The organism is Achromobacter sp. JD417 (assembly GCF_041879325.1).
GTDB lineage: Bacteria > Pseudomonadota > Gammaproteobacteria > Burkholderiales > Burkholderiaceae_B > Achromobacter > Achromobacter mucicolens.
The window spans coordinates 1,561,955-1,588,490 of sequence record NZ_CP087159.1 but is presented as its reverse complement, the minus strand read 5'-3'; the positions used below and the strand labels follow the sequence as shown (position 1 = coordinate 1,588,490).

Here is a 26,536-nt window from a genome sequence, read left to right as displayed (position 1 = left end):
GCGCCCAAGGAATGCCTATGCTTTTGCCCATCCTGCTTCTTTCCGCCGCCGGCTTCACCATCCTGACCACCGAGTTCCTGATCGTGGGCCTCTTGCCCGGCCTTGCCCGCGACCTGAACGTGACCGTTTCCCAGGCCGGCCTGCTGGTGACGCTGTTCGCCTTCACCGTCGCGGCGACCGGCCCCCTGCTCACCGCCCTCATGGCCAACATGGAGCGCAAGCGCCTGTTCATCGGCGTGCTGGTGCTGTTTGGGCTGTCCAATGCGCTGGCGGCCGTGGCGCCCAACATCTGGATCATGGCGATCGCCCGCTTCGTGCCGGCGCTGGCGCTGCCGGTGTTCTGGTCGCTGGCCAGCGCCACCGCCGTGGAACTGGTGGGACCGGCACGCGCCGGACGCGCCATCTCGACGGTGGCCTTCGGCATCGTGGCCGCCACGGTGTTCGGCATTCCCATCGGCGTGCTGATCTCGGACGCCTTCGGGTGGCGCGCCGCATTCTGGGTGCTGTCCGCGGTGGCATTCGCCAAGGCCCTGCTGCTGCTCCTGACCTTTCCCAGCACGCGCGTCCGGGCCGACAGCGTGCGCCTGGTCACGCAGTTGCGCATCCTGCGCGATCCCATGGTGGTCAGTCACGTGTTGCTGTCGCTGCTGGTGTTCACGGGGATGTTCACCGCCTACACCTACCTGGCCGACATGCTCGAGCGCCTGGGCGGTTTTGACGGAGAGACCGTCGGCTGGACGATGATGGCGTTCGGCGCGATCGGACTGGCCGGCAACACGCTGGGCGGGCGCCTCGTGGACCGCAGCCCGCTGGGCGCCACGGCCCTTTTTTCGGCGCTGATGGCCGTGGGCCTGACGTTCGTTGCACCCGCCATGCAGTCGCATGGCCTGCTGGCCGTGGCGCTGGGAATCTGGGGCATCGCCCAGGCCGCGCTGTTCATCGTCTGCCACGTGCGGCTGATGAAGTCCGCCCCCGAAGCGCCCGCCTTTGCCGCATCGCTGAACATCTCGGGCGCCAACATCGGCATCGGCCTGGGCGCCGTGGTGGGCGGGCACGTGATCGACCACTACGGCCTGGCGGCGCTGGGCGGCGCGGCCGCCATCATCGTGGCGGTTTCCGTGGGCCTGGCCGCGCTGATGATGGCGGCGGCGCGCGGCCGGCGGCAGTCCAAGGCGGCGTGCGCCAACGCCGTCTGAGCCGGCGCCCGTGTCCTGGCCGCCACGCCAATTCCTGCGGGCAATTGCGCGATGGCAGGCTATTGCGTTTGACAGTACAATAGGAAGTTCTTGGGGCCGATCCGGATTCGACGTGGGTCGCGAAACAACTCAGGGCATGCCGAGCACCAGTACGCTCGTTAAACCACTGGAACACTACAAACGCCAACGACGAGCGTTTCGCTCTCGCCGCTTAAGCGGTGAGCCGCTGCACTGATCTGTCCTTGGGTCAGGCGGAGGAAGGCAACTTCCTAGGGGGGTAACCCTCGAACCGCAGCAGCGACATTCACAAGGAATCGGTCTGCGCTGGGGTCACACGGCTCAGATTTAAATTACGTGAATCGCTTTGGTCCGGCCTGTCGGTTGGCTAAGTCCAAAGTTAAAACCAAATAAATCGACTACGCATGTAGAACTGGTTGCGGAGGGCTTGCGGACGGGGGTTCAATTCCCCCCGGCTCCACCAAATTCCGTTCAGCAACGTCAGCTGAAACCAAAAATCCTCAAGGATGCAGATCCTTGAGGATTTTTTTCGTCTGAGCCTGGCGGGCCCGCCGGCATTGCGGCGTCACTGCCGGTTGATCCAGTCTTGCGCGCCCTCGATGAACCACGGCAGATTCAAGCGTTCGCCCTCGCCGGACTGGATGGTCAGGCGCTGACCGGACGGGTTGGATTCTGCCCCTGCCGGGGAATCCAACGGCCGGCTGCGGTAGTCCACGTTGCTGCGCGGTTGCTGCGGCGTGTCGGCGCAGGCTGCGAGGGATGCGAGGGCTGCGAGGGCTGCTCCGGCAAGGAGCAGCCGCAGCGCTGCGTGATGTGTCTTCATGGTGTGCGGGTTCCTGCTGGCGGCACAGGCCGGTGTGCCGGGCAATAAGGCCTTCCCCGTACCTTACTCGCATTGGGCTGCCCGCGTCAGCCCGCCCCCATCCGGCGGCCGAGTCGGCGCCCCGCGTCAGAACTGGTACTTCACTGTCAGCATGGCGTGGCGCGTGGGCGCGTAGATGCCGGTGTAGAACGTGGAGTCCAGACCCTGCAGGTATTTCTTGTCGAACACGTTGTTCAGGTTCAGCGTGGCCGAGACCTGGCGGTTGAAGTCGTAGCGCGCCATCAGGTTGGCGACGGCGTAGGCCGGCTGCTCGCCCTTGAGGGTCACGCCGGGCAGGGACCAGGTGGTGGCGCTGTAGTAGATGCGGCTTTGCCAGTTGACGCCGCCGCCCACGGTCAGGCGATGCCATGCGCCGGGCAGGCGGTAGGTGGTCCACAGTTTGGCCATGTGGCGCGGGAAGATGGTGCGGATGGTTTCGCCCGCGCCGTCCTGGGTGATGCTGTAGCTGTAGCTCAACGCCGCCTGCCAACCGGGGGCCAGTTCGCCGTTGAGCTCGACATCCAGGCCAGACGTCTTGGCGCCGCTGACGGCGCGATAGGCCGGCTCTCGCACCGTGCCGGGCACAAACTGGCCCTCGTCCACTTCGGCCAGGTTGTCCTGGCGGATCTGGTAGAGCGCGATGGCGCTGGTCAAGCGGCCGCCGAAGTAGTCGCTCTTCAAGCCGATCTCGTAGTTGTCGCCGGTGCGCGGGTCCAGCACGTTACCGTCGCGGTCGCGGGCGCTTTGTGGCTTGAAGATGCTGGTGTAGCTGGCGTAGACGGAATGCTGGTCGTTCAGGTCATAGACAACGCCGGCGTAAGGCGTAACGACGCCGCTTTCGCTCATCTCGGTGATCTTGTTGTTGCGCGCCCACTCGGGCGACGTATAGATCTGCGAGAGCTTGTAGCGGTAGTTGCTGACACGCGCCCCCACGATGACGGCCAGATCATCCGCGGGCCTCAGGCGCAGCGCGGAGTAGACGCCCTGCTGCTTCTGCCAGCCGTCGTAGTCCATGAGCTTCTGGCCAGACACGTTCGGCTTCGGCGTGTCGTTGCCCCAGTCGTAGATGTTGACGGCACGGCCTTCGATGTCGTCATCGGCTGGCTGGTGATAGTTCTTGAACTGCGCCCAATTCATCCCCACGACGAACTCGTGCTGCCGCCCCCACAACTCGAATGGTCCGGCTGCCTGCACGTCGAAGCCGGTCTGGCGCTGGCGGGCGCTGCCCAGGCCGCCATAGAACAGCACGCCATCGCCCGTGTTGCGCTCGACGAAACCCCAACTGGCGTCGGCCGACGAGAACTCGCGTTTGCCGTGCAGGTAGTTGCCCGAGAACTTGAGCTTCCAGTCATTGGCGAACTTGTGCTCGAGATTCAGAAAGGCGTTGTAGACCTTGAGTTCGTCGGTGTTCCAGCGTGCACCCGCATTGTCGGATGCCTTGAAATCGGTCTGCTGGCCATCGCTGTAAAAGAGCGGGAGGCCGGACGACGACTGTCCGCGCGGATCGTTGTTCTGGTAGTCGACCCCCGCCGTGAGCTGCGTGTCGGGCGTCAGGTCGGCCTCCATCACGCCGTAGAAGACCGTCTTGTTTTCCTTGTAGTAGTCGATATGGGTGTTGCCTTGCTCGTGCGCGGCAACGAAGCGGCCGCGCAACGTACCGGCCTCGTTGATGGGGCCGCCCACGTCCAGCTCGCCGCGGCCGCGGCCCCAGGTGCCGGCGCCCGCGCTGACGTAGCCCTGGAATTCACGCGTGGGCTTCTTGCGGATGAGGTTGACGGTGCCCGAAGGATCGCCTGCGCCGGTCAGCAGGCCGGTTGCACCGCGCAGGACTTCGACCCGGTCATAGATCGCCAGGTCTGTCTGGCTCTGCGGGATGTTCTGCGACACGATGTCGGTGGCGGTCAGGACGCCATCGAACTGGTAGTTGTCGATGTTGTAGCCTCGCGAGAGGATCGAGAACCGGCCGGTGCCGATGTTTTGCACCGAGATGCCGGCCGTGCGATCCAGCAGCGCCTCGATGCTGTCGACGCCCTCGTCCTCGATGCGTTGGCGCGTCATGACGCTGATGGTTTGCGGCGTCTCGCGCTGCGTGAGCGGCAGGCCCGTGGCAAAGGACAGGGGTCCGGTCATGGCGTAACTGTGCGATCCCTCCGTCGCGCCGACGCCGTCGGCCTGCACCGTGACGGGCGCCAGCGTCGCCACGCCGCTGCCCGGCGCCGCGCGCTGCAGCACATAGCTGCCGCCTTGCGCGGGTGAAGCCGCCAGACCGGTGCCGGCCAGCAAGGCGTTCAGAGCAGCCTGAGGGGTCAGGTCGCCCGACACGCCGGGGCTGTGGCGGCCTTGCGCGAGCTCGCCGGCGCCGGCAACCAGCACGCCCGATTCACTGGCGAAGCGCGCGAGCACCGTGCCCAGCGGGCCGGCGGGAATGTCATAGTGCCGCGACGCGAGCGCGGAGGCCGGCGCAGGCGGTTGAACGATCGCGGTCTGCGCGGCGGCGTCGGGCGCCCACCCGGCCAGGACCGCCACGCCGCCCGCAATCGCCAGTTGCACGAGGCACGCCGGGCGGGTCAGGCGAAAGCCGCCTGCAAGGCGGGGAAGCGACAGGGGCGGCCAAACGGCGGCGGGGACTGAATGACGGGGCATGACGAACTTAGGTTCCGATGAGGTTTATCGACGAGCCGAGCGATTGAATTCGCTCTCATTAGGGGAATCGAACGAGAACCTCAAAAGCGGAACCGGGCGGGAGAAGTTTTTTGCAATGCGGGGGCGGGAGCCGCTGCAATGGCGGCCGCAGGGTTGAGCCAAACGTTGGCCGCCACGGGTGCGAAGGTGCGCCTTGGCAGCGCGGGGTTCACGTCAGCGGCCGGTGGGCGGGCCGCTTCTTGGCTGAATGCTGATCCACCACGGCAAGGTGCGCTGGACGCGGATCGGGAGAACCGCTTCCAGCATGGTCAGCGCCCGATCGGGGTCGGTGGCGGGATAGCTGCCGATGACTGGCAGATGCGCGATCTCAGGCGCGACGCGTATTACGCCGCCGCGATAGCGCTGCAATTCGCTGGCGACGTCGGAAAGCGGCGTGTCGTTGGTCACCAGAATGCCGCGCGCCCAGGCTTCGCGAGCGGGATCGGCCGATTGCGTGGCGGCGACCATTGCATCCGTGAAACGCGTCTGCTCGCCTGTATGGACGACGCGGGTGCTGCCGGTAGCGGCAGTGCGGGCTTGGACGGCGCCCTTGTAGACGGCGACCAGGGTCTCGTCACCTTCCAGCCGGACCGTGAAGCGGGTGCCAAGGGCACGGACGCGCCCCTGTGGTGTATCGACGACAAATGGACGCGCCGGGTCAGCGGCGGTCTGTATCAAGATTTCACCGGTCAACAGGCGCAGACGGCGCAGGCCTGAGCTGTAATCCTCGTCGAACGCGCTGCCGGTGCTTAGCCAGACCACCGATCCGTCGGCCAGCTCAATGCGGCGGACCTCGCCGGTCGGGCTGCGGTAATCCGCCGTCCAGGCCAGCACCGCACCTGGCAAAGGCGTGAGACGCCAGGCCGCCAGCCCGGACAAGCCCGTGCCGGCCAGCGCAGCCAGACCCAGCAGCATCTGGCGGCGCCGCGCCATGCGGCTATTGGCGGCACAGAAGCCCTTGGCGGCCGAGTCCCGGCTGGGACTGGTCTGGACGGGCTGGAAATGGCTGCTGATGCGCTCGACGTAGCGCCACGCGGTCCGGTTTTCCTGCGCGCGATCGAGCCAGGTCTGCCAGCCCCGGCGCTCGTCGGCCGTGGCCTCGCCGGAGCGCAGCAACGCAAACCATTCTGCGGCCTGCTCCAGCGCCTGACGCGAGGGTTCGGCCGGCGGCAGCAAGCCGTTCATGCCGGTCCTCTTGCTGATTCCGTGTGCCTCATGCCGGACCGGTTCCCACGGACGCCGCCGGATGCGCCAGCGCATCGGCCACCACGGACCGCGCTTCCAGCATCAGGCAGTGCAGCATCGCCTGGGCGACGTACTTGCGCACCATGCGGGTGGACACGCCCAGCTCCAGCGCCACTTCCTTATCCGACATTTCGCAGGCGACCGCCATGACGAACGCATTGGCGGCTTTGACCGGCATGCTGCGCAGCATGCCGTCGATTTCCAGCAGCGCCTGGATCACGATGACCTGATGTTCGGCCGATGGCGCCAGGGCTTCGGGCCGCGCGGCCAGTTCTTGCAGCCACATCTGCTCGATCTGGCGGCGGCGCCACAGGTCGACGCACATGCCGTTGGCCATGGCGCGCAGATAGGCGCGGGCTTCGGGCGCGCTATCGAAGCGGCGGGGTTTCTGGATTAGCCGCACGAAGGCGTCGTGCGCCAGGTCCGCCGCATCGCACGAATCGCCCAGGCGGCGGCGCAGCCACCCATGCAGCCATCCGTGATGGTGGGAGTAAAGGGATTCGATCTGGGAAGACGGCGTGTCGCTGGCCACGGCGGTAGAAGAACCTCGAACCATCCTGGGACGCCCGGAAATCTAAATAAGAATTAATCGTGATTATCCTTGCAACCGCCCCCTTTTGCAACGCAACCTCTCCGTCCGCTTGAAACGGCGCCGTGGACGCGGGCGTTCATAACGAAATTTTATTGTTTCATGCTTTATCTTGCCGGCAGAAAGGACCGCCCAGGTTTCGACCCCAAATTTTGGATGAAGTGTCTGCCGCGCCTGCGGCGTGATCGTGCAACGGGGATCGCCCACCCAGACAATGCCGCCGGACTGATGACATAGTTCGACACATATTACGAATGCTTTCAAGACAAAATGAACGCAAGAAAATGCCGCGGGCGTGGGGAGGCCGATTCTCGCTATGAAAGTGCTGTCGATATTCGGCACGCGTCCCGAAGCCATCAAGATGGCTCCGCTGGTTACCGCGTTGCAACACGAGCCGCGGATTCAAAGCGTGGTGTGCGTCACCGGCCAGCACCGCGAGATGCTGGATCAGGTGCTGTCGCTGTTTGAGTTGAAGGCGCAGCACGACCTGGACATCATGGTGCCCAACCAGACGTTGAACGGCTTGTACGCCCGCCTGATCAGCCGGGTGGACGGGGTGCTGGAGGCGGAAAAGCCGGATTGTGTGCTGGTGCATGGCGACACGAGCACGGCATCGGCTTGCGCGCTGGCCTCCTTTCACCGGCGCGTGCGCATCGGTCATGTGGAGGCCGGGCTGCGCACGGGCAATCTGGCGATGCCCTTCCCAGAGGAAATGAACCGGCGCGTGGTCGATGCAATCGGCGACCTGCTGTTCGCGCCGACTGCGCAATCGCGCGGCAACCTGTTGCGCGAAAACCTGGCGGGCAGCATTACGGTGACCGGCAATACGGTGATCGACGCGCTGGCGATGACATGCGCCAAGCTGACCGCCGGCAGTGCGCTCACCCGCATGCTGCAGACGCGGTATGCATGGCTGGACCCGAACCGCCGGCTGCTGCTGGTGACCGGCCACCGGCGCGAGAGTTTTGGCGAGGGGTTCCGCAACATCTGCGCGGCGCTGGCCGAACTGGCGCAACGAGACGATCTGCAGATCGTGTACCCGGTGCACCTGAATCCGCAGGTACGCGGCGTGGTGTTGGCTGAACTCTCCGGGCTTGCCAATGTCCACCTGATCGACCCGCTGGATTACCTGGATTTTGTCTGGTTCATGCAGCGCTCTCACCTGATCCTGACCGACTCGGGCGGCGTGCAGGAAGAAGCGCCTTACCTGGGCAAGCCGGTGCTGGTGATGCGCGACGTGACCGAGCGCCCCGAAGCGGTGCAGGCCGGCACCGTGGCGCTGGTGGGCACCGACACGCGGCGCATCGTCACCGAGGTCAACCGCCTGCTGGATGACCCCGCGCTGCACGGCGCCTTCTCGCGGCGGATCAATCCTTATGGCGACGGCAAGGCCAGCCAGCGCATCGTCGATGCGCTTTGCGGCCGCGCCGTCTCCGAATTCGCTCCCCACGCTACCGCCCCCTCCTCCTTCTGATGCTTGCCGCGATGCCCTTCCTGCCCGGAGTCTTCATGCCCCTCTCCTCACAAGCCACCGATGTCCGTACGTTGTGCCGCGCCTTGATCGCGGCGGGGCTGCTGGCGCCGCTGGCCGCGATGGCCAGTCCGGCCGGCGACGCGTTGCGCCGGCTGCAGAGCGACGACATGGTCACGCGCAGCACCACGCTGGAGGACCTGGGCATCAACGAGCCCGTGGTCCTGTCCAACAGCGATGCGCGGCAGGAGTTCTATATGCCGGTGCCGCGCGGCGTGCCGGTCACGGACGCCCGGCTGGATTTCGACGCGCACTACACCAAGGGTGAGCCGGGCCGGACCAGCATGGTGCTGTGGCTGGACGGCGTGCCGCAAGCCGCGCAGCGCATCGCCGATGGCGACGGGTCGGCCAGCCGGACGCTGGCCGTCGAGCGGCGCACGCGCGAGTCCGGATTTCTGCGCGTGGGCGTGGACTGGCAGTCCGACATCGCGCTGCGCCATTGTGAAAGCAACCGTGCCACGGGCAACGCCCTGACCATCTCGCCGCAGACGCGGCTGACCTATCGCTATGACGCATCCGCGATCAACAGCCTGGATGATGCATGGGGCTCGTTGCCCGGCAAACCCGTGCTGATGGTCGCCGGCCAAAAGCTGGACCAGCAGGCTTTTGACAGCGCCTGGCGCATGGGTGTGGCGATGGAGCGCAGCGGCAAGCGCGTGGCGGTCAGGGCCTTTCCGGCGGTGGGCGAGGACGTGGACACGCGGGGCTTGCAAGCGCCTGCCGGCCTGGCGCAAGTGCCGGCGTTTGCCGCGGTGACGGGCAAGGAGACCCACAAGCTCGCCAACCCGGCGGAAATCGGCGCCCTGCTGGTGATGGGCGCGCCGGCCGTGGCCGGCGATGTCGTGATTGCCGACGCGGCGCTGACGCAAAAATACAGCGAGGCGCTGGACGCCTTGCAGGCCCAACTGGCCTCGGACCCCGATGCCGCGGACGCCTTCAAGGCGTGGCGCCAGCAGCGCATGCCGCTGGCGGGCGCCGGCCTGCCGTCCAAGGAGATCCGGCTGATGTCCCTGGGCCGGCAGGCGGTCATTGCCATTGCGGCCGATGCGGGCGCGCAAGGCGCAGGGGTCTTCGACACCGCGTGGCGCCGCATCCTGGCCAGCCGCCAGGTGCAGGTGCAAACGGCCGTCCCGCCGCAGTCCCTTCCGGATGGCGGCGTGCGCCTGTCGGCGCTGGGCGGCTCGTCCGCCAGCTTTGACGTGGTGGCGCGCGGGGATTGGAACACCTCGTTTCCGCTGGCTGCCGTGACAAGCGATGGCCGCGCGCCGGATGAACTTGTCATGGACGTGGCGGCAGCGCCTGGCGCGTCGTCCACGCGCCCCGTGGCCTCGGTGTTCTGGAATGGCATCCTGCTGGGCGCCAGGCAACTGGAGGCCGATGGGCGGCCGGAGCGGCTGACGGCGCGCGTGCCGGGCTATGCGCTGGGCGTGACCAATGCGGTCCGCGTGACGTTTCAGCGTCAGTCCGTGTCGGTGGACTGCAACGAGATTCCGCAGGGCTATCCCGTGAACGTGCTGCCGACCAGCTTTGTGAAGCCCGGCAAGTCGCAGCCGGACGGCACCTTCGTGGGCCTGTTGCCGCAGATGGCAGGATCGCCGCAGGTGCTGATTCCCGACAGCTATCTGGCCGACGCGCCCGCCAACATCAAGCGGGTGATCGGCATCGCCGCGGCCAGCGGCGTATCGGCCACGCGCGCCGAGCTGGCGGTGTCGCCCGCCGGCCAGGCAGTCAAACCGGCGCGCGCCTTCCTGGCGATGGAGCTGCCGGTGGAAGGCGCCAAGCCTGCCGTCAAAGTCACCGACCGCAAGCAGCTGCAGGTGGCGGGCAAGGACACGACGTGGCTGGACATTTCCGGCCTGGCAAAACTGAGCACCGCGGAAGTCGTCAGCGCCGGGGGCCAGGACGGCGTGCTGTGGCACACGCTGGGCGAGCAGCCCGGCATGACGGACGCGCCCTTCGTGCTCAATCGCGGCAACATCGCGATCATCGGCGCGGCGGGTCCGCTGGCATGGATCGACAGCGACAATCCGGACGCGAGCCATCCGCCCGGAGCGGGTGAAAGCGCCTTCTTCGAATGGCGGCGGTATATCTCGTGGAGCGTGCCGGCCATCAGCATCAGCCTGTTGATGCTGCTTCTGATCCTGATCTTCGCGATGCGCGTCAGCCGCAGGAAGAGCAAGGATTCGAAGTAAGGCCCGGTCGACATGTCCTCGCTCTACTGGCCCTACCTGATCGCGGATTACTACCGCGGGCTGGAGGTCGTGACCGCCGTGGTGGGCGTCATCATCCTGCTGTCCAGCCTGGATGACCTGTTCATCGACGGCTGGTACTGGGTGCGCGAGCTGCGGCGCCGGCTGACGGTCAAGCGCCGCTACGCGCCGCTTACCGCGGAGCAACTGCGCGCCAAGGAAGAGCAGCCGCTGGCGATCATGGTGCCGGCCTGGCTGGAGTACGACGTGATCGCGTCGATGCTGGAAACGATGGTGTCGACGCTGGAATACAAGAACTACATGATCTTCGCGGGCACCTACCAGAACGACGAGCGAACGATCAAGGAAGTGGAGCGGATGCGGCGCCGATATCGCCAGCTGGTCCGCGTGGAGGTGCCGCACGACGGCCCGACCTGCAAGGCCGATTGCCTGAACTGGATCGTGCAGGCGATCTTCGCGCAGGACGCCAGGCAGCCCGCGCCGTTTGCCGGCGTGATCCTGCACGACAGCGAAGACGTGCTGCACCCGCTGGAACTGAAGTACTACAACTACCTGCTGCCGCGCATCGATTTCATCCAGCTGCCGGTGACGTCGCTGGAGCGGCACTGGTACGAGCTGGTGGCGGGCACCTACATGGACGAGTTCGCGGAATGGCACACCAAGGACCTGGTGGTGCGCGAGAGCCTGTCCAGAATGGTGCCGTCCGCGGGCGTGGGCACGTGCTTTTCGCGCCGGGCGCTGGTGGAATTGGCCGCCGAGACGAACAACCAGCCGTTCAACACGGACACGCTGACCGAGGATTACGACATCGGCGCGCGCCTGGCGCAGCGCGGCATGCGCCAGATCTTCGGCAAATTCCCGGTCGAGTACGTGACACGCCGCCAATCGTGGTTCGGCATGGGCAAGGAACGCATCGCGCCGCTGCGCATGCCGCTGGGCGTGCGCGAATACTTTCCGAACACCTTCCGCACCGCTTACCGGCAGAAGGCGCGCTGGACGCTGGGGATCGGGCTGCAGGGTTGGCAGCAGGTGGGATGGACGGGGTCGCTGGCGACCAAGTACCTGCTCTTTCGCGATCGCAAGGGCCTGGTCACGTCCTTCATCGCCATCCTGGCCTACGTGCTGCTGGCGAACTTCTTTGTCTTCTACCTGGCCGACCTGTTTGGGTGGTGGACGGTGTATTACCCGTCGTACTTCCGGCCCGGCGGCTGGCTGGTGACGCTGATGTGGGCCAACGCCGTGGCGTTGCTGCTGCGCGTGGTGCAGCGCGCTTACTTTGTTGGCCGCATGTACGGCTGGGAGCACGCCCTGCTCTCGGTTCCGCGGATGATCGTCGGCAATTTCATCAATGCCATGGCAGCCGCCCGGGCCTGGCGCCTGTTTATCGGCCACCTGCTCACGGGCAAGCGGCTGGCGTGGGACAAGACCATGCACGATTTCCCGTCCACGGATCAGCTGGCGCAGCAGCGCCAGCGCCTGGGCGAGCTGCTGCTGTCGTGGCAGGCCATCGACCAGTCCACGCTGGAGCAGGCGCTGGAGATCCAGGCGCGCGAGAAAAAACCCCTGGGCCAGATCCTGACCGAACAGGGATGGCTGGACGAAAGCACGCTGCACGAAGCCATCCGATTCCAACAGGCCGGGCAAGGCGAACCGCCGGCCGCGCCCCCGACCAAACCCTCAGTTCCATGACGTCCTTTCCCCGATCGCTCGTTCTGTCCGCGGCCCTGGCCTGTGTCTGGGCCGCGGCGCCTGTGAGCGTGCAGGCGCAGTCCCGGGCCGAGGCCCCGCTGGAGGGCGCCGCGTGGCAGTTTGCCGACGAGGGCTACCGGAACTACGACGCCGGCAACTACGTGCTGGCGCAGCAGCAGGCCGAATCGGCCATCGTGCTGCGACCGGACGTCGAGCGCCTGCGCCTGCTGCTGATCTATTCGCTGCAGAAGCAGGGCAAGATCCAGGAAGCCGACAAGGCGGCGGCTGACGCGATCGCCAGCGGCCTGGACACACCCGCCCTGCGCCAGGCGCGCGCGAATCTGCGCCCGGCTGCGGCCAGCCCCGCCGCGCCCGCTGCCGGTGCGTCGGCCGCTTCAGCCCCCCGGCCAAGCAGCGCCTACCAGCGCGGCTTTCCCATCGCCACGCGCGCGTACGCCGACTACAACCGCGCGGACTATCCCGCCGCCGAGCGCGGCGCCGAGCGCGCGTTTCGCATCGATCCCAAACAGGGCGCGTGGGCCATGCTGTGGCTGGACGCGCTGGAAGCGCAGGGCAAGTACGCCGATGCCGAGGCGGCGGCCGCCAAGGCCCTGGCGCTGGGCGCGCCGAACAAGAACGATCTGGCCGCGCGGCAGCAGACGCTCAAGCGCCGCATGGCCGTCAAGCCCGCCGAAGAAGGCTATCAGGCGCTGATCGCGAACCGTCCAGGCGATGCGGTGCCCCTGGCGAGGCAGGCCGTCGCGCTGGCGCCGGACAGCGCCAGCCACCGCCTGCTGCTCATCACGGCCCTCATGCTGGACAACCAGCTTGAAGCGGCCGAGGCGGCCGCCACGGACGCCATGCAGCAGGACGACGAAAACACCGTGGCGCTGCTCTTGCGCGGCTATCTGCGCCAGCGCCAGGGCAAGACGCAAGCGGCCGACGCGGACTTCGACGCGGCGCTCAAGCAGGACTGGCTGGACGACGAACAGCGGCGCAATGTGCGCCTGATCGCGGCCGACGCCGCGCTGGCGGCCGGCGACAACGCGCGCGCGCTGGCGCTGATCGAACCGCTGGGCGGCAACGACGAGGCCGCGGCGCAGCGCATCAAGCGCGCCCGCGCGCGCCCTGCCGTTCCCGCCACCCTGACGCTGGCGAACTATCCCGCGCCCGTGCAGGACTGCCGCGACACGCCGTACGGCACCTCGTGCGAACTACTGCCGTCGGACGCGGCGGGCAGCGGCGGCCCGGCCTCGCTGGCCTACGCCGCCTATGCCCGCGAGGACTACCAGGAAGCCATCGGCCAGGCGCGCAAGGCCGTCGAACAGGATCCCGCCAACAAGGAATACCAGCGCCTCCTGACCACCACGCTGGCGGCGGGCAACGCCGCGCAGCTGGCCGAGGCCAATACGCGCATGAGCGAGGCGCTGGCCGCGCAGCCGGACGATCCCGCGCTGCTGATGCAGCGCGGCTATCTGCACCAGCGCATGCGCCAGCCCAAGCTGGCGCTGCAGGACTTCCAGGCGGCGCGCGCGACCGGCAAGGCGCCGCCCACGGTGATCCTGGACGAAGGCTATGCGCTGGCCGGCACGGGAGACAAGCGCGGCGCGGTCGATCGCCTGAAGACCGCCATCGACGAGAACGACGCGGGCAAGCTGGACCTCACGCCCCAGCAGCGGTTCGACACCCGCAACGCCATCGGCGGCCTGTCGCGCGAATGGGGCGGCTACTTTTCGGCCGGCTACCGCGGCGCGCGGCCCGCATCGTCGGGGCTGGGCGGCGCAGCCATCACCGTGCCCGGCGACGCGGTGTTCAGCACCACCGAAATCTTCTGGCGCCCATCCGACTTCCTGAATTCGTCGACCCGCACCTTCGAACTGTACGGGCGCTTGTCGAACACGCTGTACGACAAAGGCGGCCGGACCGCCAGCCAGACCGTGTCCGACCCGTGCGGCGGCACGGTCGACATCGCCGGAGCCACCAATCAAGGCATTTCGGGCATTCCCACCACCATCGGGTCGCTGGGCATGCGCTTCACTCCATCCACCGAAGTGGGCCTGACGTTCGGCCTGGAGCGCCAGTTCAACCTGGGCAGCGCCACGCGCCGCGGCACGTTCAGCCCGGACCCGTCGGCGCTGCGCTGCGCGCTCAACCGCGACAACCAGACCGCGCACTACCAGACGGACGCCGGCAGCGGCGGCTGGCTGGCCTACGTGACCTACGGGCTGTACGAAGGCACAACACTGCGCATCGACCGTCCCGACTGGTTCACGATGGAAGGCTATGTGCAGGCTGGTTATTCCTGGCAGGACATGCCCGCGAAGTTCTGGCTGCGCGACAACGCGACCGGCGTGGACGGCGAGAAGTCGTCGGGCCGTCTAAAGCGCGATCAGGCGTTCGGCGCTGGCGAGCTGCGCGTGGGACGCAGCTATCGGCTGGACGCGATCAGCGAGCGGCTGGTGTTCTTTCCCTATGCCGTCATCGGCGCGGACTGGCTGTGGAACAAGAACCGCGTCACGGGCTTTGACATCGATGGCGCCGATTCCTACCGGCTGCTGGGCGACACGACTTCGTGGTCGATGGGCGCCGGCCCGGGCTTCAACCTGCGCTACTGGTTCCGCGAAGGCCATTACACCGCGCCCATGTCCTATCTGGACCTGACGACGCAATACCGCTTCAACATCGGCGGCGGGCAGGCCGACCGGGCCAAGGGCCTGTTCATCAACCTGACCCTGTCGTACTGACGGCACGCCGATCCGCAACACAAGGAGTTCATCCATGCACCATGCAACCCGTCTTCCGAAACGCGCCCTGCCCGGCGCGGCGCGCGCGCTGGCATCGGCCGTCCTGCTGGCGGCGTGCGCCACAGCGGCGCAGGCCCAGCAGGCCTCGTCCATCGTCATTCAGGGCAAGGACAACTGGCTCTTTCCCGGCTGGGGCAGCCTGACGCAGGTGGACATGCGCGGCATCGACGCGTCCACGCAGCTCGTGCGCGAGACGCGCGACGCGCTGGCGGCCAAGGGCATCCAGCTTGAAGTGCTGGTGCTGCCCGACAAGACCCTCTTCTATCAGGACAAGCTGCCGGACGGCAAGACGCTCAGCGCCGACGTGAAGAAGCGCTACCAGACCATCCAGGACAAACTCAAGCAGGCGGGCATCTCCACCGTCGACGACGAGGCCGTGCTGCAGGGGGTCAAGCGCAGCGGCCAGGAGGTGTTCTACCGCACGGACCAGCATTGGACGCAGGCTGCCGCGGACGCCACCGCCGACGCGCTGGCGCAGCTCATCAAGACGGACGTGAAGACGCTGGCCGGCAAGCCGGGCACCGGCATGCAACTGGGCAGCGTGGTCAACGAACGCCGCTATGGCGATCTGGCCGAGCTTTTCCTGACGCCGGATCAGCGCAAGCAGGCCGGACGCGAGACGTTCACCGTGCGCCGTCAGGCCGACAACCAGAGTCTGCTGGACGACACGCCGGCGCCGGTGCACGTCACCGGCCACAGCATGGTGCAGCCCTACTTCGGCTTTCCGCAGAAGCTGTCCAACGCGCTGGATCGTCCGGTGTCGGTCAACTGGAAACCCGGCAACGTGGGCCACTGGATCATGCTGCTGGAATACCTGGAGTCGCCCGCGTTCAAGCAGAACAAGCCGCAGGTGCTGGTGTGGCAGATGTTCGAACCCACCTATGCGCAAGGGCCCGACGCGCGCGGTTTGTGGGACAACGCCTCGATCATGAGCGCCGACACCTGGCGTGCGCGCATGAAAGCGGCGATCGGGAAGTAAGCGCGTGAATGCGCCGGAAAAATCGGACGCCGGCCGGCGGCGCGCCGCCCCCCCGGAGGCGAGCGGCCCGGAGGCGAGCGGCCACCGGCTGACCGCGTGGGTGGTGGCGTTGCTGCTCGCCGTCGGCCTGGGATGGGGCGGCTGGCGGCTGGTGCAGGCGCGCATCGGCGCGGTTGCCGTGTCGCCGTCCGCCTGGCTGGACGGCTCGGCCGGCGCCGCGCTGAACAAGGCGCTGGCATTGCCGCGCCAGGCCGACGTCGACACCTGGAACGCGGCCCTGCGCTACCGCCTCTTCGGCGACCTGGGCGGGCAGGTCGCAATGGGCTGCCCGCAGTGGCTGTTCTACCGCGACGGACTGCGCCCGCCCCCGGGCGTCCATGTCTTTGACGATCGCCTGCGCCTGATGCGGCATTGGGTGCGCGAGCTGCGCGCCAAACAGGTACAGGTGCTGGTGGTGGCAGTGCCGGACAAATCGCGCATCGAGGCCGGCCAGCTTTGCGGCCTGCCGGTGTCGCAACCGATGCGCCGGACGCTGGACGCCTGGCAGGACGCGCTGCGCGCGGAAGGCGTGCCCTTCGTGGACCTGCGCGACGCGCTGCTGGCCGCCCCCGCGCCGCGCTTTTTCCGAACGGACGTGCACATGAACGCGCAGGGTGCGCAGGCCTCGGCCACGCGCGTGGCCGAGGCCGCCTTGCCGCTGCTGAACGGACCGGGCACGCAGGCCTTCAAGACGGAGCCGGCGTCCGCGCCGCAGCCGCGCATGGGCGACCTGATCGTGCTGGCAGGCCTTGAAAACGCGCCGCCCGGATGGCGGCCCGCGCTGGAAGCGGTGTCCGAAGCGAAGATCGAACCCGTGCGTAGCGGTGGCCTGCTGGACGAGCCGCCACCGGTCGAGGTGCTGCTGGCGGGCAGCTCAAATGGCCGCCGCAGCCAGTTCGCCGAGCGCCTGGGCATGGGCCTGTCGCGCGAGGTCTGGAACATGAGCCTGGATGGCGGGCAGTTTTCGGGCGCGCTGACGATGGCGCTGGGCCAGCGCGCGCAATGGCCCGCCAGCCTGAAGCTGGTCATCTGGGAGTTCTCGGAAAACGCCCTGTCGCTGCCGCTGACCGCGGACGAACAAGCCCTGCTGGCCCGCATCCCGTAGCGAACCACGATGCTATTCAATTCCTACCTGTTCCTCCTGATCTTCCTGCCCGTCACGCTGGCGGTGTATTACGCGCTGGGACCGCTGAACGTGCGTCTGGCGGCGCTATGGCTGTGTTTGACCTCGCTCGTCTTCTACGGCTGGTGGAATCCGCAGTTCGTCGTGCTGCTGGCCGGATCCATCGCCTTCAACTACATCGTCAGCCAGCTGATACTGCACTACGCGGGGCGGCCACGGCTGCAGGGCCTGATCGTGGGGCTGGGCGTGGGCGCGGACCTGGCGCTGCTGTTTCACTACAAGTACTTCGCGACGCTGCTCAACTTCCTGAACGACCTGGGCATGACCGCCGCGTCGGCGGACGACATCATCTTGCCGCTGGGCATCTCGTTCTTCACGTTCACGCAGATCGGCTATCTGCTCGACTGCAAGGCGGGCGTCGTGAAAGAGCGCAGCCTGCTCAGCTACGTGCTGTTCGTGACGTTCTTTCCGCACCTGATTGCCGGCCCCATCCTGCATCACAAGGAGATGATGCCGCAGTTTGCCCAGCCGGAAAATTACCGGTTCCGGGCCGAGAACCTGTCGGTGGGCGCCATGCTGTTCGTGATCGGGCTGGCCAAGAAGGTGCTGCTGGCCGATGGCATCGCCCCGTACGCCGACGCGGGCTTTGCGGCGCCGGGCGAGCTGCAGTTCTTCGGCTCGTGGGGCGCGAGCCTGTGCTACGCGCTCCAGCTGTATTTCGATTTCTCGGGCTATTCGGACATGGCGCTGGGGCTGGCGAAGATGTTCGGCATCCGCTTCCCGCTGAATTTCAATTCGCCCTACAAGGCGGGCAACATCATCGAATTCTGGGCGCGCTGGCACATGACGCTGACGCGCTACATCACCGCGTACCTGTACTACCCGGTGGCGGTGGCCGTGAACAAATGGCGCACGAATCGCGAATTGCCGGTCGGGTCAGCCGGGCTCAAGACGCTGGGCGGTTTTGCGGGCAGCATCGCGCTGCCGACCCTGTTCACGATGACGCTGGCGGGCGTGTGGCACGGCGCGGGCTTTCAGTTCGTGGTGTTCGGCTTGCTGCACGCCATGTACCTGTCCGTGAACCACGCCTGGCGCATCTTCGTCGTGGGCCGCAAGCCCGCCGCCGCCCGCAACACGCACGCCGCCACGCGCGCGCTGTGCGTGCTCATCACCTTCGTCGCGGTGCTGGTCGCGCAGGCTTTTTTCCGCGCGCACGGCGTGGGCGACGCGATGCTGCTGGTGCAGGGCATGGCGGGCGCGCGCGGCGTCGAGCCGCTGGACCTGTCCGCCCACGTTGCCGGCCTGGCCTTTGGCGACGCCTGGCGCGTCATCGCCGGACACCACATGCAGCTCATCTATGCTGTCGTGCTGCTGGCCATCGCATGGTTCGCACCCAATTCGCATCAGATCCTGGGCCGGTGGTCGCCCGCCCTGTTCAAGCCCAACGAGGCCCCGCAGCCCTTCATGCGGTGGCGCCCCAACCTGGCATGGATGGCGGTGATGCTGGTGCTGCTGGTTTTCTGCCTGGCCAATCTGCACAAGGAAGCCCGGTTTCTCTATTTCCAATTCTGACCCTGCAAGGTCGCGGAGCATGACATGGACATCAACGCTATCGAAGCCAAAGTGGCGCAACTCGTCGAAGGCATCATCCTCACGCAGGTCGATCCGGACACGCTGCTGATCGAGTCGGGGCTGGTCGATTCGCTGGCGGCGGTGGACGTGGCGCTGGCGGTCGAGCGCGAGTTCGGCTGCAAGATCCCGCCCACGGAGATCGACGTGCATCTGGAATCGGTGCACACGCTGGCCGCCTTCATTGCGGAACACCGCCGCGCCTGACGCGCCGCCACCGGAGGGCCGGACCATGCGTTTCGACTTCAATGCCTTCGACTTCGCCGACACGCAGGAGGGCGCGGATGCCATCGCCGTCGTGGACGCGCGCGGGCCGACGTCCTGGGGCGCGCTACGCGCGGCCACCGACGCCTGGGAACAGGCAGCTCGGCAGGCCGGCGCACACGCCGATACGCCGCTGGTGATTACCGGCCACAAGGAGACGGCGTTTCTGGTGGCCATGCTGGGTTGCCTGAGACTGGGCGTGCCCTTCGTGCCGGTCGACGTCATCAACCCGCCCGAGCGCATCGCGCGCATCGGCGAACTGGTGCGCGCCGGCCTGCGTTACGACGCGCAAGCGGCGCGTTTTACCGCTGCCCAGGCCCCCGCCGCACCGCTGCAAGAGAAAGGCCTCGCTTACATCATGTTCACGTCCGGCAGCACGGGCGACCCGAAGGGCGTGCAGATCGGCCGCGAAAGCGTGTCGCGCTTTGCCGGCTGGATCTCGGACTGCCTGGCGCTGGGCGCGGCGCCGGTCTTCATGGACCAGATGCTCTTCAGCTTCGATTTCTCGCTGTTCAACTGGGTCGGCGCGCTGGCGCTGGGCGGCACCTGCGTGCTGTGCCCGCGCGAGACCATCGCCGAGCGCGATGCGTTCGTGCAGTACCTGGCCGACACCCGCATCAGCGTCTGGGCCTCCACGCCCTCGTTCGTGCGGCAGCAATTGTTCAATCCCGATTTTGATCATGCCCACCTGCCGGACCTGCGCGTCTTCGTCTTCGGGGCGGAATCGCTAACCCCTGCCCTGGCCGAAGAACTGTGGCAGCGCTTTCCGCAGGTGCGCATCGTCAATTCCTACGGTCCGACCGAGGCCACCTGCTCGACCACCTGGGTCGAGATCGATCCGGCGCTGCGCGCGGCGGCGCCCAACCCGTTTCCCATCGGACGCGCCAAACCGTATGCCGAGGTGTTCATCGAAAACGGTGAGATCAGCATCGCGGGCGATCACGTCATGCGCGGGTACCTGAACCGCCCTGATCTGAACGCCACGCGCATGTTCACGCGCGGCGGCAAGCGCGGCTACCGCACGGGTGACCTGGGCGAGATCGACGCGCAAGGGCTGGTCACGTTCCGCGGCCGCATCGACGACCAGATCAAGCTGCACGGCTACCGCATCGAACTGGCGGAGATCGACGCGGCCATCGCCGCGCTGCCTGGCGTGCGCGCCGGCGCGACGGTGGCGCTGCGACGGCCCGACGGCGCCATTGTCCGCCTGATCGGCTTTGCGGAACCCGCGGGCAGCGGCGACGGCCCGCACGCCCCCTCCACCGGATTGCAGCCGCTGCCGGCCGGACTGGCGGACTGGAAGCACACGCTGGGCCGCCGTCTGCCCCCCTACATGATTCCCTCGGAGCTGGTGGCGTGCCCGCGCTTTCCCACCACCAGCACCGACAAGGCAGACCGCAAGCAGCTCGAACGGCTGTATCTTGAAACGCGCCTTAGCAAGAAAACGGAGCCGCAAGCATGACTCGCACCTCTTTTAGCCTGGCCCTCACCCTTGCGATGGCGACCTGCGCCGCCAGCGCCGCCGCCGAAGGCGTGCTGGCGCAACTGTATGCGGCCCGGCCGCCCGCGGGGTCCTCGTTCGTGCGGGTGGTCAATCCGCACGTGAATCCGCTGCAGGCGCAGGTCGCCCAAGGCCCGGTGCAGGAGATCGGCCCAGACCGGCAAGCCACCACCTACGCCATCGTGAAGGGCAACCAGCCCTTTGACGTGCGCATCGACGGCAAGCTGGCCGGCACGCTGCAGGTGGCGCCCGACACGTTCAGCACGCTGGTGCCGCGGCGCGACGGCGGCAGGCTGTCCTTCAGCGTCATCGACGATAGCGCCGGCGCGCAGGATGCGCTAAAGGCCGAGCTGCGCTTTTACAATCTGGCGACGGACTGCCCGGCCGGACAGTTGTCCGTCAGCCCGTCTGGCCCCGTCCTGTTCAAGGACGTCGAGCCCGGCGCGTCCGCCGCGCGCGCGATCAATCCGGTCAGCGCGACGCTGGCCGCCGGCTGCGGCGCCGCCGCGTCCAAGGCGATGCCGCTGCCGGCCTTGCAACCCGGCGACCACTACAGCCTGTTCCTGACCGGCACGCCAGAAGCCCCCGTGCTGCGCGGGCAAGCCAGCGGCACGGACCCGTACAAGAAATAGGAAGACACCGTCATGCGCCGCGTATTCCGGGACGACCACGAACTCTTTCGCGACCAGGTCAAGCGCTTCATTGCCAGCGAGATCGCACCCCACTATGCCGAATGGGAAGCCGCCGGCGTAACGCCGCGCGCGCTGTGGCGGCGCGCTGGCGAAGAGGGGTTGCTCAACTGCGCGCTGCCGGACCCCTATGGAGCGGGCGGCGACTTCGGTCATGCGGCCGTGGTGATCGAGGAACTGGCCCGTGCGAACTTCCTGGGCATCGGCTTTTCGATCCATTCCGACATGGTCGCGCCGTACCTGATGAACGTCGGCACCGACGCGCAGAAGCAACGCTGGCTGCCCGCCATGACGCGCGGCGAGACCATCGGCGCCATCGCGCTGACCGAGCCCGATGCGGGCAGCGACCTGAAGGCCGTGCGCACCCGCGCGCGGCGCGATGGCGACCACTTCGTACTCGATGGGCAAAAGACCTTCATCACCAATGGCGTGAACGCGGGCCTGGCCATCGTGCTGGCCAGCACCGATCCGGACCTGGGCGCGCGCGGGCTGTCGCTCTTCTGTGTAGAGGAAAACCTGCCCGGCTTTACGAAGGGCGGGCCGCTGCACAAGATCGGCCAGCACAGCCAGGACACCTGCGAGCTCTTCTTCAACGACGCGCGCGTACCGGCCGATTGCCTGCTGGGTCCGCTCAACCAGGCGTTCGAGATCATGACGCGCGAACTGGCGCGCGAACGCCTGGCCATTGCGCTCCGCGCGGCGGCCTCGCAGGAAGGGATGCTGGATGAGGCCGCGCAGTACACGCGCGAGCGCAAGGTGTTTGGCCGCCGCGTGATCGACTACCAGAACACGCGCTTCAAGCTGGCGAACGCACGCGCGCAGAGCGTCATGCTGCGCGTGTTTCTGGACGATTGCCTGGCGCGCATGATGGAAGGCGAGCTGGACGCCACGACGGCGGCCATCGCCAAGCTCAATGCGACCGAGATGCAGGGCCGCATCCTGGACGACCTGCTGCAGCTGTACGGCGGGTATGGCTACATGGCGGAATACGGCATCGGCCGCGCCTGGGCCGACGCGCGCGCGCTGCGCATCTTCGGGGGCACGAGCGAGGTCATGCTGGAAATCATCGGCCGCAGCTTCAATTGACGCGGCGCGCGTCAGACGCGCGCGTCCATCCAGGCCTGCATCAAGGCCTGCGCCTCGGGCGTATCGCCGATCACCCACGGGTCCAGCGCGAAAGCCACGATGCGCTTGGCGCCATAGCCGCGCGCCACTTCCCATTGCTCGTACACCCGCGGAAAGTCGGCCGAACGCGCCTTGAACGTCGAGCCGTCAGTCGCGCCTGACGGCAGTTCCTCGAAGAGCTCCAGGATCAGGTCGAACGACGCACGGCGTTCCAGCAGCATGTCGTGCAGCGGCGCCAGCGCGCGCAGGTTGTCCATCCCCGCCACGCCCACGCCATCCTGAATCATGGGATGGATACCCACTTGGTCCAGAATGCGGCTCCACAGCGTCGCCAGCGACCCGTTGCCCGGCAGCCGGCTGAAATAGGTGGAGATGCAGGGCACGCTGCTGCTGGTGTCCAGCGCCGCGCGCGACAGCGCGTCCAGCCACGGCAGCAAGAGCGACTGCCGCTCGTCGGACGCCCAGTTGTACTGTTCCAGCTCATACGGCAGATACCATCCGCGGAAGGCGCGGCGCTGGTTCCAGCCGGATTCGCGCATGTACGCGACGCCGCGCTCGCGCGTCTGCTCCAGGAAGGCGGCCAGCGCAGGGGTGTCGGCGCGGGCCAGCACGTCCCACCAGCGCTGGTCGTACGGCAGGCCGACGTGGATGCCCAGGCCCTGGTGCGCGGCTTCGTCGAACAGCGTGTCCAGCAGCGCGCCGGGCGCCATCCAGTCGTCTGGCCGCCCGCCTTCCAGGCCGGTCCATTGCAGGAAGATCTCGCGGCTGCCCAGCCGGCGGAAACTGCGCAGCCGCAGCCGCCAGTCGTCAGGCGTCAGGTCTGCGTGGCTGCGCCAGAGCTGCAGAAACGTGGCATTTACGGAAACCGGCGGCGAGCATGCCGCCAAGGGCGCTAGCGCGCCGATGGCCAGCGCCTGAAACAGGCGCCGGCGCAGGGGGGACTTGAGCTGCGGATGTTCCAGAAGACTGCCCTGCCCTTATCCGCGGTTGCCGAAGATGCCCGAAAGCGAACCCAGCAGATCGGCCGGGTTGAAGGATTGGCCGGGTTGCACCGCGCCGTCGGGCGTGGCCTTATCGACCAGTTGCGGCAGCAGGGCCGACAGGGAATCCAGCACGGCGCTCTCGTCTTGCCCCGTCTTGGCGGCCAGTTCGTTCACGACGCCGGGATCCAGCACAGCGCCGAGCTGGCTCGGGCTGACGGGCAGGTTCTGGCCCGTGCCCACCCATGACGCCACGACTTCGCCCAGTCCGCCCTTCTGGAAGCTGGCGATCAGCCCGGTCAGGCCGCCGGGGTACTTGTTCAGTTGTTCGATCAGCGCGGGCAGCAGCGAGGCCGATCCGCCTTGCTGACCGCCGCCGGCCATCGAGGCCAAAGTGTCCAATAGGCTCATTGCCGCGCTCCTGAAAAAGTCGGGAAATCAGTATAGGCCCATGAAAAGCGCGGTGTGCGTCAATGCTGTTGCCGCCGGCGACGACTTTGCAAAAGTTGTAAATCGCGCTCGTGGCCACGCGATCCGGTTCACCCTTTGGCCGGGGCCGCCGATGCCCGCAGCGCCTTCAACGCCTTCTGGCCCGCGCGCCCGTCCGGCGGCAGTCCCAATTCGCGCTGGGCGGCCTGCAAGGCCTGCCGCGTACGGGCGCCGATCATGCCGTCGGGTTCGCCCAGGTCGTAACCCCGGGCGATCAAGAGGCGCTGCAGTTCGCGCCGCTCGGCGCGCGACAGGCCAGGATCGTCCGTTGGCCAGGCCTGCAACAGCGGACCGCCGCCCCGCAGGCGGTCCGACAGATGCGCGATCGCCAGCGCGTAGCTTTCGGCCGCGTTGTACGAGTACAAGGCGTCGAAATTGCGCGTGACGAGGAACGCCGGGCCGTTGCGGCCGGCCGGCAGCAGCAGCCCGGCCGGGGTGTCGCCCGCCGGCAACGCCTGCCCGTCGGCGCGCGTCACGCCCTGTCTGGCCCACGCGGACATCGGACGCTTGTTCTTGCGGCCTGCCCCGGCTGTATCCAGCCCGGCCGGCAGCTTGACCTCATAGCCCCAGACCAGTCCCGGATTCCAGCCCGCGCGCTTGAGGAAATTGGCCGTCGACCCCAGCGCATCCGGCACGCTGTCGACCAGATCCCGGCGGCCATCGCCGTCAAAGTCCACCGCCAGCCGCAGGTAGGTGGACGGCATGAACTGGGTCTGGCCGAAGGCGCCCGCCCAGGATCCGACAAGACGCTCGGGCGCAATGTGCTCGTCCTGGATGATCTTCAGCGTGGCAAAGAACTCGCCGCGGAAATACGCCTGCCGCCGGCCATAGCAGGACAGCGTGGACAGCGAGGTCAGCAACGGCCGGCCGCCCAGCGTGCGGCCGAAATTGCTTTCCACGCCCCACACCGCGGCGATGGTGGCCGGGTCCACGCCATAGCGCACCGAGGCCCGGTCCAGCTCGGCCTGCCAGCGCGCCATGCCGGCCTGCCCGTCGGCCACGCGCTCGTCGTCCACCAGGCCGGCCATGTAGTCCCAGATGGGCGTCTTGAATTCCGGCTGCGCGTCCAGCAGATCGATCACCGCCATGTCCGGCACGAGCTGGGCGGTGTGCGTGTCGAACGTCGCGCCCGAGACGCCGGCCTTCAAGGCGGGCGCCCGCAGTGTCGACAGGCAGGCGGCAAAGGAGTCGGCGGCCAGCGCCGCAGGCGCGGGCAGGATCAGCGCGGCGGTCGTTACCGCGGCGCGGGCGCCGCTCAACAGGGATTTCATGCTTGGGATTCCTTGGGAGGTGCGATCGCGGTATCGCCTTGCAGGCGCCGCGTCCAGTCTTCGACTTCACCGGCACGGGCGCGCTTTTCAAACAGCGCACGCCAGTTGGGCGACAGTTCGGGCAACGCGGCAAGCGCGTGCAGCACGTCGGGATCGAGCACCCGGCGGTTCAGGATGTCCTGCACGCGCGCCAGCGTCCATTGCGGATGCAGCCGCTGCGCAAGCGTGAGGGTGTCGCCAGCCGACAGCCAGCCCGTCTGCAGCACGCGGTAATACCAGCCCGTCATGCCGCTGGCCTGAACCTGCGCGGCCATGCCCTTGTGCTGGAACCGGTGGTCCAGTTTCCAGCATGGCTGGCGCGCCTGCGACACCTGGATCAGCGCCGTGCCCGCGCGATAGATGTCGCCCACGCACACGCCGCTTTCGGTCAGGCCGGTCGTGGAAAGATTCTCGCCGAAGGCGCCGGGCGCACGCAGTACGGCGCGTTCGCCCAGCGCCTCGCGCCACGCGGGATAGTGATCGCGCGCATAGTGATGCAACGCTTTTTCCGGGCCGCCATGAAAGCGCCGGTCCGCCTGTTCGTCCCCGTCCAGCCCTTCCAGGCCCAGCCAGCGCCGTTCGGCAACCGGCTGCTTGTCGATGCCGCTGTCGCGTCCCGAATCGCCCAGCGGCCGCACCGCGCCCGTCAGCAGGGCGTCGATCGTGATGTTCATCTTTCCGTCTTCCAATCAGCCGGCCTGCAGCGCGGCAAGCTCGTCGTCGTCGAATCCCGCGGCGCGCCGCGCCTCCAGGTTGAAGGGGCCACGCAGGCGGGGCGCCTGATAGCGCGCCGCCAGTTCCGCGTAGCAGGCAACCGGCTCCTTGCCCGCCAGCGCGCACTGCTGCTTGTACCAGTGATTGCCGATCGCGACATGGTCGATCTCGTCGCGCAGGATGATGTCCACGATGGCGGCGCTTTGCGCATCGCCCGCGCCCGCCAGCTTGTTCCGGATCATGGGAGACGCGTCCAGACCGCGCGCTTCCAGCGTGCGCGGCACCAGCGCCAGGCGCGCCAGCAGGTCGTCCCGCGTGCGCTCGGCCATGTCCCACAAGCCGTTGTGCGCGGGAAAGTCGCCATAGGCGAATCCCAGCGCGTCCAGCCGCTGGCGCAGCAGGTCGAAATGCAGCGCCTCTTCGCGCGCCACGCGCAGCCAGTCGCGGTAGAAGGCCTCGGGCATGCCGGCAAAACGCCACATGATGTCCAGCGCCAGGTTCACGGCGTTGAACTCGATGTGGGCCAGCGCGTGCAAGAGCGCCGCGCGGCCCTCCTGCGTGGCCATGGAACGCTGGCTGACCTGGGCCGGCGGGACCAGTTCGGGCCGCGGCGGGCGGCCGGGCAATCCCGCGACCGGCGCAAAGACGCGTGCGCAATCGAGCCGCGCATCGTCGGCAATGGCGTGCACGCGCGCCAGCTTCTCGGGCCATGCCGTGGCGGCCAGCGCCGCCAGCGCCTGCGCGCGGATGCAACGCGCATCGTCCTCCTGCCCGCCGGGGGCCGTCTTGCTGCTGTCCATGTTGCCGTCGTTCCCGGGCGCCGCCTGGGCGCCTCAAATCCCTGTCATTGCCATGGCTTGCACGCCAG

General features: G+C 67.6%; 21 protein-coding genes and 1 other RNA gene. 13 read left to right on the top strand and 9 right to left on the bottom strand.

All coding sequences use genetic code 11. The annotated features are described in order from the left end of the window. Positions 1–17 precede the first annotated feature (17 nt). The gene (locus tag LN047_RS07250) at positions 18–1,196 is read left to right on the top strand and encodes an MFS transporter (protein WP_373981428.1); all 1,179 of its coding nucleotides are present in this window, start codon (positions 18–20) and stop codon (positions 1,194–1,196) included. A gap of 92 nt (positions 1,197–1,288) precedes the next feature. After that, positions 1,289–1,677, top strand: a transfer-messenger RNA (tmRNA) gene (gene ssrA / locus LN047_RS07245). A gap of 102 nt (positions 1,678–1,779) precedes the next feature. On the opposite strand, the gene LN047_RS07240 is transcribed toward ssrA, so the two are convergent. From LN047_RS07240 to LN047_RS07225, 4 genes are all read right to left on the bottom strand, one after another. After that, positions 1,780–2,037: a hypothetical protein gene (locus LN047_RS07240; protein ID WP_373981427.1), complete on the bottom strand. Its 258-nt coding sequence runs from the start codon at positions 2,035–2,037 to the stop codon at positions 1,780–1,782. Between the two features lie 126 nt (positions 2,038–2,163). Continuing rightward, complete coding sequence (locus LN047_RS07235) at positions 2,164–4,626, bottom strand: TonB-dependent siderophore receptor (protein WP_373981426.1); 2,463 nt, start codon at positions 4,624–4,626, stop codon at positions 2,164–2,166. A 306-nt stretch (positions 4,627–4,932) separates the two neighbouring features. Further along, positions 4,933–5,943, bottom strand: a complete 1,011-nt coding sequence (locus tag LN047_RS07230; RefSeq protein WP_373981425.1) for a FecR domain-containing protein — start codon at positions 5,941–5,943, stop codon at positions 4,933–4,935. Between the two features lie 28 nt (positions 5,944–5,971). After that, positions 5,972–6,559 carry a sigma-70 family RNA polymerase sigma factor gene (locus tag LN047_RS07225; RefSeq protein WP_373981424.1) on the bottom strand — a complete coding sequence of 196 codons (588 nt, stop codon included), beginning with the start codon at positions 6,557–6,559 and terminating at the stop codon, positions 5,972–5,974. A 349-nt stretch (positions 6,560–6,908) separates the two neighbouring features. On the opposite strand from LN047_RS07225, the gene wecB reads away from it, so the two are divergent. The 11 genes from wecB (at position 6,909) to LN047_RS07170 (ending at position 22,136) form a co-directional block, all read left to right on the top strand. Further along, positions 6,909–8,066, top strand: coding sequence for a non-hydrolyzing UDP-N-acetylglucosamine 2-epimerase (wecB, locus tag LN047_RS07220; protein ID WP_373981423.1), 1,158 nt, complete (start codon positions 6,909–6,911; stop codon positions 8,064–8,066). A gap of 35 nt (positions 8,067–8,101) precedes the next feature. Continuing rightward, on the top strand, positions 8,102–10,315 hold the full coding sequence (locus LN047_RS07215) for a cellulose biosynthesis cyclic di-GMP-binding regulatory protein BcsB (protein ID WP_373981422.1): 2,214 nt from the start codon (positions 8,102–8,104) through the stop codon (positions 10,313–10,315). 12 nt (positions 10,316–10,327) lie between these two features. Beyond that, complete coding sequence (locus tag LN047_RS07210) at positions 10,328–12,022, top strand: glycosyl transferase family protein (protein ID WP_373981421.1); 1,695 nt, start codon at positions 10,328–10,330, stop codon at positions 12,020–12,022. Continuing rightward, a complete protein-coding gene (locus tag LN047_RS07205) occupies positions 12,019–14,766 on the top strand; it encodes a hypothetical protein (RefSeq protein ID WP_373981420.1) in 2,748 nt (915 codons plus the stop codon). The genes LN047_RS07210 and LN047_RS07205 overlap by 4 nt, the downstream gene beginning before the upstream one ends. A gap of 34 nt (positions 14,767–14,800) precedes the next feature. Further along, a complete protein-coding gene (locus tag LN047_RS07200; protein ID WP_373981419.1) occupies positions 14,801–15,805 on the top strand; it encodes a twin-arginine translocation pathway signal in 1,005 nt (334 codons plus the stop codon). 88 nt (positions 15,806–15,893) lie between these two features. Then, the gene (locus tag LN047_RS07195) at positions 15,894–16,949 is read left to right on the top strand and encodes a cell division protein FtsQ (RefSeq protein ID WP_373982108.1); all 1,056 of its coding nucleotides are present in this window, start codon (positions 15,894–15,896) and stop codon (positions 16,947–16,949) included. Positions 16,950–16,958: 9 nt separating this feature from the next. Then, positions 16,959–18,539: an MBOAT family protein gene (locus LN047_RS07190; protein ID WP_373981418.1), complete on the top strand. Its 1,581-nt coding sequence runs from the start codon at positions 16,959–16,961 to the stop codon at positions 18,537–18,539. Between the two features lie 24 nt (positions 18,540–18,563). After that, a complete protein-coding gene (locus LN047_RS07185) occupies positions 18,564–18,803 on the top strand; it encodes an acyl carrier protein (RefSeq protein WP_062838589.1) in 240 nt (79 codons plus the stop codon). Positions 18,804–18,828: 25 nt separating this feature from the next. Then, a complete protein-coding gene (locus tag LN047_RS07180; protein WP_373981417.1) occupies positions 18,829–20,322 on the top strand; it encodes an AMP-binding protein in 1,494 nt (497 codons plus the stop codon). Beyond that, positions 20,319–20,993 (top strand): alginate O-acetyltransferase AlgF, encoded by a 675-nt coding sequence (locus tag LN047_RS07175; protein WP_373981416.1) that lies wholly within the window; start codon positions 20,319–20,321, stop codon positions 20,991–20,993. Before LN047_RS07180 ends, LN047_RS07175 begins: the two co-directional genes overlap by 4 nt. Before the next feature lie 12 nt (positions 20,994–21,005). Further along, complete coding sequence (locus LN047_RS07170) at positions 21,006–22,136, top strand: acyl-CoA dehydrogenase family protein (RefSeq protein ID WP_373981415.1); 1,131 nt, start codon at positions 21,006–21,008, stop codon at positions 22,134–22,136. Positions 22,137–22,147: 11 nt separating this feature from the next. Here the strand turns inward: LN047_RS07170 and LN047_RS07165 are convergent, their stop codons facing one another. From LN047_RS07165 to LN047_RS07145, 5 genes are all read right to left on the bottom strand, one after another. Continuing rightward, the gene (locus LN047_RS07165) at positions 22,148–23,062 is read right to left on the bottom strand and encodes a DUF4434 domain-containing protein (RefSeq protein ID WP_373981414.1); all 915 of its coding nucleotides are present in this window, start codon (positions 23,060–23,062) and stop codon (positions 22,148–22,150) included. 90 nt (positions 23,063–23,152) lie between these two features. Continuing rightward, positions 23,153–23,566, bottom strand: a complete 414-nt coding sequence (locus LN047_RS07160; RefSeq protein ID WP_056322216.1) for a YidB family protein — start codon at positions 23,564–23,566, stop codon at positions 23,153–23,155. Positions 23,567–23,694: 128 nt separating this feature from the next. Then, a complete protein-coding gene (locus LN047_RS07155; protein ID WP_373981413.1) occupies positions 23,695–24,915 on the bottom strand; it encodes a lytic murein transglycosylase in 1,221 nt (406 codons plus the stop codon). Beyond that, positions 24,912–25,628, bottom strand: a complete 717-nt coding sequence (locus LN047_RS07150) for an MOSC domain-containing protein (RefSeq protein WP_373981412.1) — start codon at positions 25,626–25,628, stop codon at positions 24,912–24,914. The genes LN047_RS07155 and LN047_RS07150 overlap by 4 nt, the downstream gene beginning before the upstream one ends. Positions 25,629–25,643: 15 nt before the next feature. After that, positions 25,644–26,468 (bottom strand): ferritin-like domain-containing protein, encoded by an 825-nt coding sequence (locus LN047_RS07145; protein ID WP_373981411.1) that lies wholly within the window; start codon positions 26,466–26,468, stop codon positions 25,644–25,646. Positions 26,469–26,536: the final 68 nt, after the last annotated feature.